Here is a 14,460-nt window from a genome sequence, read left to right on the forward strand (position 1 = left end):
CTTCCCGCTTCTCGGTACGCGCTTCAGCGTGGGTCCTCACGTCGCGTGAGGTGCAAGTCCCCCTCGGGCCTCCAGGATGTCGCGTCCGATTTGCCCGCTTATGGTGAGCCCGTGGCTCAGGAGACGACGCAGCAGGCAACGCCCCCGGCGGCCCCCGCGCGCACCCTGTTGCTGCTGATCCTCCCCGCTCTCGCCGTGGGAATCGGCGCGAGCCTGCTCTTCCTGGGCGTCAGCGAGGCGGCCGAGGCGTTCCAGGACGTCCTGTGGCAGAACCTGCCCGATGCGCTGGGCGTGGGCCGCTACTCCGTGTTCTGGATGATGGTCATGCTCACCGCCACGGGCGTGGCGGTCGGGCTCGTGGTGTGGAAGGTCCCCGGGCACGCGGGCCCCGACCCGGCGACCGTCGGGCTCGACGCCCCCGTGCTGCCGCTCGGTGTGCTGCCGGGGCTGCTGCTGGCGACCGCGCTGATGCTGGCGGGCGGGCCGAGCCTCGGCCCGGAGAACCCGATCATCGCCGTCAACGTCGGGCTCACGTTCTGGCTGGGCCGCAGGTTCCTGCCCCGGCTCCCGGGCGGCCTGTGGGTGATGCTGGCCGAGGCGGCGACGATCGGCGCCCTCTTCGATACGCCCGTGGCGGCGGCCCTCGTCATCTCGGAGGCGCTGGCCGGGCGGAAGCTGGAGGGGCATCTGTGGGACCACGTCTTCGCGCCGCTGGCCGCCGCCGCGGCCGGCGCGCTGACCATCACCCTGGTGGCCCATCCGACCTTCGACCTGGATCTGCCCGCGTTCGGCAAGCCGGGCTGGGGCGACACCCTGGCGGCGATCGTGGTCGCCTCCGTGGCGGCGGTGCTCGGCATGGCCGCCGTCTACGCCTTCCCGTACGTCCACGGAGCCTTCTCCCGTCTCAAGCACCCCATGCTGGCGCTCCCGGCGGGCGGGCTCGTGCTGGGCCTTCTGGGAGCCCTGGGCGGCCATCTGACGCTCTTCAAGGGGCTGGACGAGGTCGCGGAGCTGGCGCGTGATCCGGAGGGCTGGTCGGCCGGGGAGTTCGCCACGATGTCGGTGGTGAAGCTGGCCGCGCTGCTGGTCGCCGCGTCGTGCGGGTTCCGCGGCGGGCGGATCTTCCCCGCGGTCTTCGTCGGGGCGGCCCTCGGGCTGTGCGCGCACGCGCTCGTGCCGGGCGTTCATCCCACGGTCGGTGTCGCCGCGGGCGTGCTGGGCATGCTCCTGGCCATCACCCGGCAGGGCTGGGTGAGCCTGTTCACGGCCGCCGCGCTGGTGGCCTCTCCGGCGATCCTCGCCCTGCTGTGCATCGCCTCGCTGCCCGCCTGGCTGCTGGTGACCGGCCGCCCGCAGATGCAGTTGCGCGAGGACGGGACACCGATCCGGTGAGCCGCCTTCCCCCTCCACTTCCGCTTCCACTTCCACCGATCTTCTTGAGGAGAACCGACCGTGCCGCTCCACAAAGGACCCGTGAAGCACGACGAGCGCCCGATGTCCGTCAACCCCTTCTTCGGGGAGGCGAATCCGGTCGGCGGCATGACGGAGGCCCCGGCCAAGCACCGGCTCCCGAAGGATCCGCTGCCGCCCACGACGGCGTACCAGCTCGTGCACGACGAACTGATGCTGGACGGCAACTCCCGGCTGAACCTCGCCACGTTCGTCACCACCTGGATGGAGCCGCAGGCCGGGCTGCTGATGGCGGAGTGCCGGGACAAGAACATGATCGACAAGGACGAGTACCCGCGCACCGCCGAGCTGGAGAAGCGCTGCGTGGCGATGCTCGCCGACCTGTGGAACGCGCCCGATCCCTCGGCCGCCGTGGGCTGTTCGACGACCGGGTCGAGCGAGGCGTGCATGCTCGCGGGGATGGCGCTGAAGCGGCGCTGGGCGCAGCGCAACGCCGACCGCTATCCGTCGCGGGACGCCCGGCCGAACCTCGTGATGGGGGTCAACGTCCAGGTCTGCTGGGAGAAGTTCTGCAACTTCTGGGAGGTCGAGGCGCGCCAGGTGCCCATGGAGGGCGACCGGTTCCATCTCGACCCGCAGGCCGCCGCCGAGCTGTGCGACGAGAACACCATCGGGGTCGTGGGCATCCTCGGCTCCACCTTCGACGGGTCCTACGAGCCGATCGCCGAGTTGTGCGCGGCGCTCGACGCGCTCCAGGAGCGGACCGGGCTCGACATCCCGGTGCACGTGGACGGCGCGTCCGGGGCGATGGTCGCGCCCTTCCTCGACGAGGACCTGGTGTGGGACTTCCGGCTGCCGCGGGTGGCGTCGATCAACACCTCGGGGCACAAGTACGGGCTCGTCTACCCGGGCGTCGGCTGGGCGCTGTGGCGGGACAAGGAGTCGCTGCCCGAGGAACTCGTCTTCCGCGTCAACTACTTGGGCGGCGACATGCCGACCTTCGCGCTCAACTTCTCCCGGCCCGGGGCCCAGGTGGTCGCCCAGTACTACACGTTCCTGCGCCTGGGCCGCGAGGGCTTCCGGGCGGTGCAGAAGACGACCCGGGACTTGGCCCAGGGGCTCGCCCAGCAGGTCGAGGCGCTCGGTGACTTCCGACTGCTCACGCGCGGCGACGAGTTGCCGGTGTTCGCCTTCACGACGGGGCCGGACGTGACCTCGTACGACGTCTTCGACGTGTCCCGGCGGCTGCGCGAGCACGGCTGGCTCGTTCCCGCGTACACCTTCCCGGAGAACCGCCAGGACCTGTCCGTGCTGCGGGTGGTGTGCCGCAACGGCTTCTCCGCCGACCTCGCCGAGCTGTTCATCGAGGACCTGAGCCGCCTGCTGCCCGAACTGCGGCGGCAGCCAAGCCCGTTGCCGCACGACAAGAGCGCGGCCACCGGGTTCCATCACTGAGAAGGTTCCCGCATCTCGTCGTGGCGCGGAAGGATCTGTACGATGCGTGCGCCCATGGGCCCTTGTCGGGAGATGTCCCGCGAGGGCCCTTCTTCCTCACCGTGGGGATTCATATGCGCATACGCGCTTCGGTCGCCGCTCTGTCCGGCGCCCTGGTTCTCTCTTCGGCTCTGGTGTTCCCCGCCGCCGCGCAGGCGCACGCGGGGCCGATGACCAGCGACGACGACACCACGATCACGAAGGTCGTGGTCAACGGCGGCAAGGACCTCGTCCTCGGCACCACGGCCAAGAAGTCGTTCACCGCCACGGTGACCGCGACCGACCCGGACGGCGTCACCGCCGGCTGGGTGGCCCTGTGGCACGGCACCTCCTTCGACGACCAGGGAAGGGACGCCACGCTGCTGCCCGCCGAGGAGGGCACGGGCTCCTGTGTGGCGGCCGACGCACAGACCTCGACGTGCACGGTCCACTTCACCGTGGACCCGAAGACCGACCTGACCGACAACGCCTTCGCGGGCACCTGGCACGCGTACGCCATCGCGTACGGCATGCCGAGCGGTTCCACCAACAACGGCTACGCCGGCACCGTGCACATCAAGCGCAACACCACGCTGACCGGCGACGCGTCGCCGGAGCCGGTGGCGAAGGGCCGGACCGTCACGGTCAAGGGCGCGCTCACCCGCGCCGACTGGGAGACCGGCGCGTACGCGGGCCTGAGCGGCCGGTCGGTGAAGCTCCAGTTCCGCAAGGTGGACAGCAGCACGTACACCACCCTCAAGACCGTCACCAGCACCACCGGCGGAGCGGTGACGGCCACCACCACCGCGACGACCGACGGGTACTACCGCTTCTCGTACGCGGGCACCACGGCCACCGACGCCGCTACGTCGTCCGGCGACTTCGTCAACGTCCAGTAGGAGGACCGGGGCGGGTTGTTCAGTCGCGGTCCCCCGGATGCGGGGTCCCCGTCGCGTACGGGTTCTCCTCGCCCTCCGCGAGCACGCCCACGAACGGCTCGCCCTCCCCCGCGAAGGTGTAGGCGCCGCCCTCTATGCGGGCGATCAAGCCTCGGGTCCACTCGGCGTCGCTGTCGGCCGTGTGGACCCAGAGGTTCATGATCTCGCCGATGTGGCCGAGCTGTTCGGGGCCGTCCTCGGGGACGTAGTGCTCGGTGACCGAGGCGCGCCACTCCTCGATCCGGCGGATCCGCTCCTTCAGCAGGGCCACCGCCTCGTCCCGCGGCAGGTCGACGATGAAGCCGATGCCCGCCGACTGGACGTCCATCTTCTGGTCGTACGACGTCAGGGACGCGCGCAGCAGGGAGAGGAACTCCTCGGTGCCCCGGTCCGTGATCTCGTACTCGGTGCGCGGCGGGCCGCCCGCCGTGGACGGCCCGACCTCGTGCGCGTGCAGCAGTCCCTGCTTCGCCATCTGCTTGAGCGCGTGGTAGATCGAGCCGGGCTTGGCGTTGGACCACTCGTGCGCGCCCCAGTACTCCAGGTCGCCGCGCACCTGGTAGCCGTGGGCCCGCCCGTGCTGGCGCACCGCGCCGAGCACGAGGAGACGGATCGCTGACATGCGAGCCACATTAGGGCCCTCAGGTCAACCCTCCTGTGCCCGGGCCACCAGCTCGAAGGCGGTCGCGCCGTCCAGGGACTCGCGGATGATGTCGGCGTGGCCGGCGTGCCGGGCGATCTCCTCGATCAGGTGCAGCATGAACCACCGCATCGACACGTTGCCCTTGGGGAACCAGGGCGCCTCGGGCAGCGGGAAGCTGTCGTCCATCGAGTCCACGGACCGGATGAACTCCTCGGTCTCGTGGGCCACGCCGTCCCAGAACGCGAGCATCCCGGCCAGGGTCTCGTCCTCGTCGAGCCGGAAGCCGTCCGCCCAGGTCTCCTGGGTGCGTGCCCGCTCGTTGGGCTTCTGCTGGGCCAGCCGCAGCCAGTTGAGCTCGCACTCGGCGACGTGCTTGACGAGCCCCGACAGCGACAGCTCGCTGGCACTCGGCCTGCCCGCCGCCTGCTCGTCGCTCAGGCCGAGCACCGCGCGCCGCAGCCCGCCGCGCTGGGCCTCGACGAAGGCCAGGAGTGCGCCGCGCTCGTCGGCGTGCGCCTCTGCGGGAACGTGAGTGACCATGACCGGCCGCCTTTCATCGGGTCGTGCTCTTGCCTGACACCGACGAAGCTACGGGGCCTTTAGGACAGGTTGCGTCCTAAAGGCCCCGGCGTCCGACGGAAGACTCGGACGGAAGACACGGAAGACTCAGAACGGGAAGAAGCTCCGCCCGTGCTGGACCGAGATCCACTTCTGCGTGGTGAACGACTCGACCGTCGCCTCGCCGTTGAGGCGGCCGATGCCGGAGGACTTCTCGCCGCCGAAGGCGACCAGCGGCTCGTCGTGGACGGTGCCGTCGTTCACGTGGAACATGCCGGTGTCGATCTGCTTGGCGAACGCGACACCTCGTTCGACGTCGGCCGTGTGGACGGCGCCGCTGAGGCCGTACGGAGTGTCGTTGACGAGGCGGACGGCCTCCTCCTCACCGTCGAAGGGGACGAGGAGAGCGACGGGGCCGAAGATCTCCTGCTGGAGGATGGCGGAGTCGGCGGGCACGTCCGTCAGGACGCTCGGCTCGACGAGGGTGTCCGTCGTGGTGCCGTGCACGAGGGCTCTGGCGCCCTCGGCGATCGCCTGGTCCACGGCGCTGGTGATCGCGTCCGCCTGGGAGGCGTTGATGACCGGGCCGATCACCGTCTGCGGGTCGCTCGGGTCGCCGACCTTGAGCGACTTGACCTTGGCGACGAACTTCTCCGTGAACACGTCGGCGATGCTGCGGTCGACCAGGACACGGTTCGCGGCCATGCAGACCTGGCCCTGGTGGACGTACCGGCTGAAGACCGCGGCGTCCACGGCGTAGTCGATGTCCGCGTCGTCGAGCACCACGAGCGCGCTGTTGCCGCCGAGTTCGAGGACGGAGCGCTTGAAGTGCGAGGCGCAGACGGTGGCGACGTGCCGGCCGACCTTGTCGGAGCCGGTGAAGGAGATGACCTTCGCGAGAGGGTGCTCGATGAAGGCGTCGCCGATCTCCGCGATGTCGGTGATCACGACGTTCAGCAGACCGCCCGGCAGGCCCGCCTCCTCGAAGATCTTCGCGACCAGGGAGCCGCCGACGATCGGCGTGTTCTGGTGCGGCTTGAGGACCACGCCGTTGCCCAACGCCAGTGCCGGGGCAACGGACTTGAGCGAGAGGAGGAAGGGGAAGTTGAAGGGGCTGATCACACCGACGACGCCGACCGGGACGCGGTAGAGGCGGTTCTCCTTGCCGTCGACCGGCGAGGGGATGATCCTCCCCTCCGGGCGCAGCGCCAGGTTGACCGACTCGCGCAGGAACTCCTTGGCGAGGTGCAGCTCGAAGCCGGCCTTGAGGTGCGTGCCGCCGAGCTCGGCGATGATGGCCTCGGCGATCTCCGGCTCGCGGTCCTCGGTGATCCGCAGGGCCTTCTCGAAGACCGCCCTGCGCGCGTACGGGTTGGTCGCCGCCCATTCCTTCTGGGCGCGGGCGGCCGCGTTGTACGCCTGATCCACCTCGTCCACCGTGGCTATGGTGATCGACGCGAGCTTCTCGCCGTTGTACGGGTTGAAGTCGATGATGTCCCAGGAACCGGTGCCCGGGCGCCACTCACCGTCGATGTACTGCTGGGCCAGGTCGGTGAAGTAGGACGACATGTGCTCCTCGATCCCTCAATCCCTGTGCTGCCGAAGCAGACATCCGATCACGGTCTGATCACGCGTCATCGTACTTGTGTTTCAAGGGAGTTGGGATGGCCAGGGCACTTCAGGAGAGCTGAAGGAGCCCCCGGAGCAGATCGCGGCTCTCGGCCGGGCCGGGACTGTCCTGCTGGAGCTGCTTCAGCGCGGACTCGTACTGCGCGACGTCCTCGCGCTTGTCCAGGTACAACGCGCTCGTGAGCTGCTCCAGATAGACCACGTCGGAGAGGTCGGACTCGGGGAAGCTCAGGATCGTGAAGGAGCCGCTCTCGCCCGAGTGCCCGCCGAAGCTGAACGGCATGACCTGAAGGCGTACGTTCGGACGCTCCGACACCTCGATCAGATGCTGGAGTTGGCCGCGCATCACCTCGCGGTCGCCGTACGGCCGGCGCAGCGCGGCCTCGTCGAGGACGATGTGGAACTCGGGGGCGCGCTCGGAGACGAGGTACTTCTGGCGCTCCAGGCGCAACGCGACCCGGCGTTCGATGTCCGCGGCGCTCGCACCCCGCATGCCGCGCTCGACGACCGCGTGCGCGTACGCCTCGGTCTGCAACAGGCCGTGCACGAACTGCACTTCGTAGCACCGGATGAGGTGGGCGGCGCCTTCGAGGCCGACGTACGTCGGGAACCAGCTGGGCAGGACGTCGGAGTAACTGTGCCACCAGCCCGCGACGTTGGCTTCCTTGGCGAGGGACACGAGCGAGGTCCGCTCCGCCTCGTCCGTGATGCCGTACAGCGTCAACAGGTCCTCGACGTCGCGTGTCTTGAAACTCACCCGTCCCAACTCCATGCGGCTGATCTTCGATTCGGAGGCACGGATCGAATAGCCGGCCGCTTCACGGGTGATGCCACGCGCCTCGCGCAGCCGCCTGAGGTGCGATCCCAGCAGCATGCGCCTCACCACCGAGCCGCTCGACTCCCCAGCGCTCACGTTCGTCAGCCTCCCCAACCGTCTTCAGACGCCGAAGTCTGCCACTAAAACACTTCGAGCTGTACTCGTTCGGTTACAGAAACGGAAAGTAGCCAACGCAGTTACACCGGAAAAGATCAGGAGAGGGCAAGCGGAGGGGAAGAAGGTGGCAGAAGAAATGACCAAGAAGTGGTACCGGAAGGTCCAATTCGGGCGCGTGCACGTGCATCTGCCCTTGCATCTGCTGTACGCATTCGGAACCATGGTCCCGCGCCACCGCTGCATCGCCACGACCGCGAACCCCGGGAGTGCCTCGCATGGGGACGAATGGATCGACCATGCTCGAGCCGTTACGGCAGGGGCTTCCGCCGCTCGACCCCGCGGCCGTGTCCAACGCTGCTTCCTGCGCTCTGCCGCCCCGCTACGAAGCGGTGCGCGAGGCGCGGCAGTTCACGCGAAGAACACTCGACCAGTGGGACATCGGCGAGCGGTTCGACGACGTCTGCCTGGTGGTCTCCGAACTCGTCACCAACGCGCTGCGCCATGCGCTGCCCTCGGACACCCCTCGCCCGGACGACCAGGGCCCGCCCGTGCGGCTGCACTTGATGCGGTGGACCTCGCGTCTGGTGTGCGCGGTGCGCGACCCGAGCCACGACAGTCCCGTCGCGGGGACCTCGGACGACTTCTCCGCGGAGTCGGGCCGCGGCCTCTTCCTGGTCGACTCGTTCGCCGACAGCTGGGGCTGGCACCCGCTCGCGGGGACGCTCAGCGGCAAGGTCGTGTGGGCGCTGTTCCGGCTGCCGCAGCCGGCCTCCGCCGAATAGAGAACCGCGGCGCCTTTCGGCGCCGCGGTTCTACGCGCGTTACACGCTGTCGAAAAGCCCTCGCACTCGGTCACGTGCTCCGGGCGCTCACGGTCAGCCCGCTATCAGGTGATCGAACTCGCCGTCCTTGATGCCCAGGAGCATCGCTTCGATCTCGGCGCGGGTATAGACGAGCGCGGGCCCTTCGGGGAACCGCGAATTCCGTACGGCCACCTCGCCGCCCGGCAGCCGGGCGAACTCCACGCAGGATCCCTGCGAGTTGCTGTGCCGGCTCTTCTGCCAGGCCGCCACCCCGTCCAGCTCTGTCGCAGCCATGCCGTTGTACACGTCATCCACGTCGTACACGTCGTGGTCCACAGGTCGCTCCCCGGTCGTGCAGTGGCTGAGGTGGCCATTGATGCATTGGTCAACTGCCCCGGATCATAGCTCTGTTCATGTGCCAATGCATGAGCAGATGCTTGTGCAGATGCACGTGCACGCGGGGTGTTCCCACGGTTACAGCTTTTACCCGCCTTTTGACTACCGACGGTTGACCGGGCGACTACACCTTGTCCAGCGCATTACGTCCGGATCGAATCCCTCGTGTACTAGGAACAGACGCGTTCCGGGCCCTTCCTGTTCCACCGTCCACGTAATCGTCCAGTCCGCGGGATGGGCCGGGCGGGCTCAAGCGCGGGGAATGGCCTATCTGTCGTGGGATGTCAGCGACCTGACCCGTACGGCAGCAGCGCCATCTCCCGGGCGTTCTTGATCGCCCGCGCCAGCATCCGCTGCTGCTGGGCGGTCACCCGGGTGACCCGGCGGCTGCGGATCTTCCCGCGGTCCGAGATGAACTTCCGCAGCAGGTCGGTGTCCTTGTAGTCGAGGTACGTCACCTTGTCGCGGCCCAGCGGGTTGGGGCGGGACTTGGACGCGGGCTTGCGGTCCGGCTTGCGGGCCATCAGATCTCCAGGAGGGTGTCGAAGGAGGGCGGCAGCCGCTTCCAGGCGGTGCGCCCGGCGGCGTACTCGGTGTCGGTCAACAGGCAGGACTCCAGGAGCAGTTCGAGCCCCTCGCGGTCGAGCCCCGGCGAGGTGAAGACCAGGTGCTGGCAGCAGTCGCCGTGCTCCGGGTGCCAGTCGAGCGCAGCGGCGGCGCGGCGGACCGGCGGGACCATCTCCCAGGCCGCGTCCGGCAGCGAGGCGAGCCACGGGCCCGCGTTCTCCACGCACAGCGCACCGCCCGCCGCGTCCCAGTGCAGCAGCGTGTCGGGCCGGTCGGCGAGCCAGAACCGCCCCCGGCTGCGGGCGGCCGCGCAGGTCAGGTCCTCAAGGGCCGCGTACAGCCGCTCCGGGTGGAACGGCCGGCGCCGATGCCATACGAGGGTGGAGACGCCGTGCGCGTCGGCGTCGGCCGGGAGCAGTGCGCACGCCGGGTGCTGGGCGGCGGCCGCGGCCTCGACGTCGAATCCGGCGAACGCCGCCGCGGCCAGCGGGGAGCGCGTCAAGCCGCCGTACTGGATGGACACTTGACGGGCCGTCGGGTGCAGTTGCGCGAGCAGTGCGCGGTCCTCGTCGTCGGCCTCCGCCGAGTCGGCCACGGCGAGGACGGGGGCGTACTCCAGCTGGCGCGCGAAGGTGTCGGCGACCGTGCGCTGGTCGGTGGCGGCCGCGGCGAGGCCGCCGTCCGCGAGGTCGTCGCCGTTGCCGAGGTAGGGCAGCAACAGGGCCGGGTCGACGGCGGTGATCACGCCGGTCAGCCGCAGCCCACTGGACGCGACGACCTCGGCCATCGCCTTCGGTTCGACCGAGTCCCACAGCTCGACGACCGCGAGCCGGGTGAGCCCGGCGTCCGCCAGCCGCTCCAGCTCCGGGACCAGGTCCTCGCGCAGGGCGCAGCACGCGCAGTCGTTGACGAGCGGGGCCTCGCCCACGGAGAGGACTCCGGTGGCGTCGCGGACCGTCCGTACGACCGTGCCCGCGGCGGCGGTCGCGAGGTCGTGGTGGAGGGCGACGCTGCCCGGCACCTCGGCGAGGAGCCGCTCGACGGCGGCCCGCCGCGCATCCGCGTGCAGGCCGCCGACGATCGCCACAGAGAGGGCACTCACTCGGATCGGCTCCGCTTCCCGAACCGGCGCTCGAAGCGCTCGACGCGTCCGGCGGTGTCCAGTACGCGCGCTGTGCCCGTGTAGAAGGGATGGCTCACGTTCGAGATCTCGACGTCCACCACCGGGTAGACATTGCCGTCCTCCCACTCGACCGTCTTACCGCCGGACACCGCGGCGAGCGTCGAGCGGGTGAGGAAGGCGTGGTTCGCGGCGCGGTCCCGGAAGACGACGGGGCCGTACGGCGGGTGGATTCCTTCGCGCATGGCGGTCAGCGCTCCTCTCGGAAGTCGACGTGCCGGCCGGCGACCGGGTCGTACTTGCGCAGGGTCATCCGGTCCGGGTCGTTGCGACGGTTCTTGCGGGTGACGTAGGTGAAGCCGGTCCCGGCCGTGGACCGGAGCTTGATGACGGGCCGGAGTTCGTTGCGTGCCATGCTGCTATCTTACTGAAAATGAATCCCATTACCAATCCAGCTCATCACTGACCGAGAGAGGTGCATCACCCTTGTCCGCGCACTGCATGCTGACCGGCGCCCGGCCCGGCTTCGGCAACTCCATCTCCCACTCCCACCGGCGCACGTCCCGCCGCTTCGACCCGAACGTCCAGCGCAAGCGCTACTGGCTGCCGAGCGAGGGCCGGTACGTACGGCTGCGGCTGAGCACGAAGGGGATCAGGACCGTCGACACGATCGGCGTCGAGGCCGCCGTGGCCCGCATCCGTGCCCGGGGAGTGAAGGTCTGATGGCGAAGAAGAGCAAGATCGCGAAGAACGAGCGGCGCCGGGAGACCGTCGCGCGGTACGCGGCGCGACGGGCCGAGCTGAAGGAGATCGTCCGGCGGCCGGCGTCGAGCGAGGCCGAACGGGCCGCCGCCCAGCGGGAACTGGCCCGCCAGCCGCGCGACGCGAGCGCCACCCGCGTACGCAACCGGGACAGCGTGGACGGCCGCCCGCGCGGCTATCTCCGCACCTTCGGGCTGTCCCGGGTGAACCTTCGGCAGCAGGCGCACGCGGGGTTCCTGCCCGGGGTGCGCAAGTCGTCCTGGTAGGCCTGAGCACGGCTTCCCGGCAGGTCTCGGCCGGTGGTCCAGCCGGTGACTGCGGCAGGCACTCCTGGCAGGCCTGAGCTGTGGCCTCCACGGGCGGCCCTGGTAGCTTGCTGCGGTCGTTCCGGCGACACCCGCGACACCACCCACCCTTGGGGGACTTCAGTGACTTCGGCGACCTTCCCGCGTCAGCGGGTGCGCAGCGCGGCCCTGGCCGTGGCCGCGGGGCTGACGGCCGCGCTCGTGCTGACCGGCTGCAGCAGCGACGACTCCGGCTCGGGCTCCGACTCCGCGGACAAGTCCGCGAGCCCCGGCGCGACCGCCACCGAGAGCGCCGACACGGGCGGCGGCTCGGGGGAGACCTCCGGCACCAAGGGCAAGCTGGAGGGCAGCTGGCTGGCCACGACCGACGGCAAGGCGGTCGCGCTGATGATCACCGGCAAGAAGGCCGCGATCTTCAGCACGGGCGGCGCGGTGTGCAGCGGCACCGCCGGCGCGGAGTCGGGCATGCAGATGCTCCACCTCAAGTGCACCGACGGCAGCACCGACCGCACCACCGGCATGGTCGACTCCGTGAGCGGTACGACCCTCAAGATCACGTGGTCGGGGGGCGTCGGCAAGGAGACGTACACCAAGTCCGAGGGTGGTGGCGGGCTGCCGACCGGGCTGCCGACGGCGAGTCTCGGCTCCTGAGCGTTCACTTTCCCCGGCGGGCCGCGGATCCCTCGTTCTTCGGGGGGCGCGGCCCGTCGTCGTTTCCGTCGTCGTCCTCGGCCTGGGCCGCAGAACCGCTTCCGTCCAGCGTCATCGGGGGTACGGCGGTGTCCAGGGCCTCGGAGAGTTCGACGAGGGACTCCAGCAGCAGGCCCGCGCCCCGGCGGACGACCGCGTCGGGAATGCCCTCGCTGTCCCAGGTCTCCAGGGCCGTGCGGACCGCGTCCCAGCGCGGGACACGGCGCTCGCGGACGGCCTTCGCGCCCTGCTCGGTGGCCGTGCGCAGGGCCTCGGCGAAGCGGGCCGCGGCCGGAACGGGCGTCGCGTCCCGCTCCGGGAGGTGGGCCTCCATCAGCATCGCGACGCGGCCCATCTGGGCGAGGGCGTCCTCGGCGTCGTCTGCCACGGTGCGGGACACGCCCCGGTGGCGTACCGGCTCGTCCTTGGCACGGGCCACCGCCGTGTGCCAGGCCGCGCGGGCGGTGCGGGCGGCGAGGAGTGCCTCGCGGACGTCGGGGGCGGCCTGGCCCACCGGGTGCGTGTACTGGTTCACGACGGTCGCCGCGTAACGGCCCTGCGCGGTCAGCCACTCCGCGAGGCGGGTGCGCAGCCGTGGGGTCTCCCAGGCCGGGTAGACGGCGTACGCGAGCATCGCCAGGAGTCCGCCGATCAGGGTGAGGATCACCCGCTCCGGGACCGTCTGCGTCCACTGCTCGCCGCCCATCCCGAGCAGGAAGACGACGTACGCCGCCACGCAGGCCTGCGCCGCCATCTGGCCCGTGCGCATCAGGAGGTACATCAGGGCCGCGCTGAGCACGGCGAGGGTGCCGGAGAGGTACGTTCCCGGGTCCGCGACCCGCACGACGGCCGTGGCCAGGGTCACGCCCACGAGGGTGCCGCCGAAGCGGGCGACCGCGCGGCTGTAGGTCTGGGAGAAGTCGGGGCGCATGACCATGACCGAGGTCAGCGGGGCCCAGTAGCCGTGGCCCAGGGGCAGGGCGGTGCCGATCATGTAGCCCGTGGCGGCCACCGCGGCCACCCTCGTGGCGTGGCGGGTGATCTGGGAGTCCTTGTGCAGCAGCTCCTTCCTCATGGCCTGGAGGGCCACGGGGATCAGGCCGATGAGGGTGGGGCGGCTGAGGGGGGTGACGGGGGCGGGCCGGGACGGCCTCGTCCTCCGCCGCCGGATGGTCCGGAGGGGCCGGAAGGACCGCCGGACCGGCTCGGGTGGCGCCCCTGCCGTCTCCAGTACGTCCTCCAGCAGCCTCCCCAGGCGTGTCGCCGCCCGGTACGGCGGGCCCGTCAGGATGGCGCCCGTGTCCGGGGTCCTGAAGGCGGCCACCGCTCCCGGGGGGAGGGTGACCGGGGCGCCGTGCCGGATGGCCCGGGCGGCGGCGTCGAGGATGGCGGCCGCGGCGGAGAGGAGTTCGCGGACCCGGTCGCGGGCCGGGCCCTCCCCGGGAACGCCCATCGCGGGGTCGGCGAGGGAGGCGAGGACGGGGCGGATGCGTTCGGCGAGGCCGCGGGCACCGTGGAGTTCGGCGGGGCGGGTGCGGGCCTGGCGCGGGGTGAGGGCCGCCGCGTTGCGGGCCTCCATGAGCGGGAGCGGGTCGAAGGGGGCCACCGGGTCGTGGCGGAGGCGGCGCGCGTAGTCGGCCTCGGCGGCCAGGGCGTCGGCGAGCGCGTCGCGATGGGCGCCCCAGCGTCGTACGGGAAAGAGGACGATCAGGGCCGCCTGCACCAGGCCGCCCACGATCATCATGGCGCCGTGGCCCGCCGCCTCGGCGACCGAGGTCGGCAGCGTCACCGTCACCAGCATGATCGCGACGTTGGACGAGGCGATCAGGCCGATCGTGGGACCCGCCGCCCAGCTCATCCCGGCCAGGAACGTCCAGACCACCAGCAGGGCCAGGAACAGCACGAAGTGGGAGATCGTGACGTAGCCGACGAATGTGGAGACGGCGAGGCTCGTGCCGGAGGCGAGGGCGAGTTCCGGCCGGGGGCGCCAGCTGCGCTGGAACGTGGCGATCGCCGCCTGGTAGGCCCCGAACGCCGAGCTCGCTGCGGCGCCCGGCCCGAAGGCCCACAGGCTCACCGCGATGACGAGTGCGAGCCCTGCCGCGCCGCGCACCGCGATCAGCGGTTCGAGACGTTTCCGCTCGACCGTCAGACCCGAGCGGGTGGTCTCCCTCAGCGCCCGGAGCCAGCTCATTTCGTCAGCGTAGAGCCTGTGCCGCAGCCAGGAGGGGC

17 protein-coding genes and 1 pseudogene are annotated in these 14,460 nt (G+C 70.6%); 7 read left to right on the plus strand and 11 right to left on the minus strand.

Annotated features, from left to right (window positions below; translation table 11 throughout):
• Positions 1-111 precede the first annotated feature (111 nt).
• The 3 genes from AB5J56_RS20400 to AB5J56_RS20410 all read left to right on the plus strand — a co-directional run bounded on the left by AB5J56_RS20400 (position 112) and on the right by AB5J56_RS20410 (position 3,782).
• On the plus strand, positions 112-1,392 hold the full coding sequence (locus AB5J56_RS20400; RefSeq protein ID WP_369234164.1) for an ion channel protein: 1,281 nt from the start codon (positions 112-114) through the stop codon (positions 1,390-1,392).
• A gap of 60 nt (positions 1,393-1,452) precedes the next feature.
• Positions 1,453-2,865 (plus strand): glutamate decarboxylase, encoded by a 1,413-nt coding sequence (locus AB5J56_RS20405; protein ID WP_369234165.1) that lies wholly within the window; start codon positions 1,453-1,455, stop codon positions 2,863-2,865.
• A gap of 113 nt (positions 2,866-2,978) precedes the next feature.
• Positions 2,979-3,782, plus strand: coding sequence for a hypothetical protein (locus AB5J56_RS20410; RefSeq protein WP_369234166.1), 804 nt, complete (start codon positions 2,979-2,981; stop codon positions 3,780-3,782).
• Positions 3,783-3,801: 19 nt separating this feature from the next.
• Here the strand turns inward: AB5J56_RS20410 and AB5J56_RS20415 are convergent, their stop codons facing one another.
• The 4 genes from AB5J56_RS20415 to AB5J56_RS20430 all read right to left on the minus strand — a co-directional run bounded on the left by AB5J56_RS20415 (position 3,802) and on the right by AB5J56_RS20430 (position 7,525).
• Positions 3,802-4,443: a PadR family transcriptional regulator gene (locus tag AB5J56_RS20415; RefSeq protein ID WP_369234167.1), complete on the minus strand. Its 642-nt coding sequence runs from the start codon at positions 4,441-4,443 to the stop codon at positions 3,802-3,804.
• A gap of 24 nt (positions 4,444-4,467) precedes the next feature.
• A complete protein-coding gene (locus AB5J56_RS20420) occupies positions 4,468-5,004 on the minus strand; it encodes a DinB family protein (RefSeq protein ID WP_369234168.1) in 537 nt (178 codons plus the stop codon).
• 126 nt (positions 5,005-5,130) lie between these two features.
• The gene (locus AB5J56_RS20425; RefSeq protein ID WP_369234169.1) at positions 5,131-6,591 is read right to left on the minus strand and encodes an aldehyde dehydrogenase family protein; all 1,461 of its coding nucleotides are present in this window, start codon (positions 6,589-6,591) and stop codon (positions 5,131-5,133) included.
• A 109-nt stretch (positions 6,592-6,700) separates the two neighbouring features.
• A complete protein-coding gene (locus AB5J56_RS20430) occupies positions 6,701-7,525 on the minus strand; it encodes a helix-turn-helix domain-containing protein (RefSeq protein ID WP_369242673.1) in 825 nt (274 codons plus the stop codon).
• 356 nt (positions 7,526-7,881) lie between these two features.
• Between AB5J56_RS20430 and AB5J56_RS20435 the strand changes: the two genes are divergently transcribed.
• A complete protein-coding gene (locus AB5J56_RS20435) occupies positions 7,882-8,367 on the plus strand; it encodes an ATP-binding protein (protein ID WP_369234170.1) in 486 nt (161 codons plus the stop codon).
• Positions 8,368-8,460: 93 nt separating this feature from the next.
• On the opposite strand, the gene AB5J56_RS20440 is transcribed toward AB5J56_RS20435, so the two are convergent.
• The 6 genes and pseudogenes from AB5J56_RS20440 to rpmG form a co-directional block, all read right to left on the minus strand.
• The gene (locus AB5J56_RS20440; protein WP_369234171.1) at positions 8,461-8,724 is read right to left on the minus strand and encodes a DUF397 domain-containing protein; all 264 of its coding nucleotides are present in this window, start codon (positions 8,722-8,724) and stop codon (positions 8,461-8,463) included.
• 207 nt (positions 8,725-8,931) lie between these two features.
• A pseudogene (locus AB5J56_RS20445) lies at positions 8,932-9,021 on the minus strand (SRPBCC domain-containing protein); the annotation flags it as partial.
• 47 nt (positions 9,022-9,068) lie between these two features.
• On the minus strand, positions 9,069-9,308 hold the full coding sequence (gene rpsR / locus AB5J56_RS20450; RefSeq protein WP_369234172.1) for a 30S ribosomal protein S18: 240 nt from the start codon (positions 9,306-9,308) through the stop codon (positions 9,069-9,071).
• Complete coding sequence (locus tag AB5J56_RS20455) at positions 9,308-10,453, minus strand: GTP-binding protein (protein WP_369234173.1); 1,146 nt, start codon at positions 10,451-10,453, stop codon at positions 9,308-9,310. Before AB5J56_RS20455 ends, rpsR begins: the two co-directional genes overlap by 1 nt.
• Entirely contained in the window at positions 10,450-10,716 is a 267-nt protein-coding gene (locus AB5J56_RS20460; protein ID WP_369234174.1) for a type B 50S ribosomal protein L31, read from the minus strand. Before AB5J56_RS20460 ends, AB5J56_RS20455 begins: the two co-directional genes overlap by 4 nt.
• 5 nt (positions 10,717-10,721) lie before the next feature.
• On the minus strand, positions 10,722-10,886 hold the full coding sequence (rpmG, locus tag AB5J56_RS20465) for a 50S ribosomal protein L33 (protein ID WP_015658813.1): 165 nt from the start codon (positions 10,884-10,886) through the stop codon (positions 10,722-10,724).
• Positions 10,887-10,957: 71 nt separating this feature from the next.
• Here rpmG and rpmB point away from each other — a divergent pair, with 71 nt between their 5' ends.
• The 3 genes from rpmB (at position 10,958) to AB5J56_RS20480 (ending at position 12,189) form a co-directional block, all read left to right on the plus strand.
• A complete protein-coding gene (gene rpmB / locus AB5J56_RS20470; RefSeq protein ID WP_369234175.1) occupies positions 10,958-11,194 on the plus strand; it encodes a 50S ribosomal protein L28 in 237 nt (78 codons plus the stop codon).
• Positions 11,194-11,499, plus strand: a complete 306-nt coding sequence (gene rpsN / locus AB5J56_RS20475) for a 30S ribosomal protein S14 (protein ID WP_369234176.1) — start codon at positions 11,194-11,196, stop codon at positions 11,497-11,499. The genes rpmB and rpsN overlap by 1 nt, the downstream gene beginning before the upstream one ends.
• Positions 11,500-11,661: 162 nt before the next feature.
• The gene (locus AB5J56_RS20480; RefSeq protein ID WP_369234177.1) at positions 11,662-12,189 is read left to right on the plus strand and encodes a hypothetical protein; all 528 of its coding nucleotides are present in this window, start codon (positions 11,662-11,664) and stop codon (positions 12,187-12,189) included.
• Between the two features lie 4 nt (positions 12,190-12,193).
• Here AB5J56_RS20480 and AB5J56_RS20485 read toward each other — a convergent pair whose 3' ends face one another.
• Complete coding sequence (locus AB5J56_RS20485; RefSeq protein WP_369234178.1) at positions 12,194-14,422, minus strand: FUSC family protein; 2,229 nt, start codon at positions 14,420-14,422, stop codon at positions 12,194-12,196.
• Positions 14,423-14,460 lie beyond the last annotated feature (38 nt).

Origin of the sequence: Streptomyces sp. R21 (assembly GCF_041051975.1) — a bacterium.
Lineage (GTDB): Bacteria > Actinomycetota > Actinomycetes > Streptomycetales > Streptomycetaceae > Streptomyces.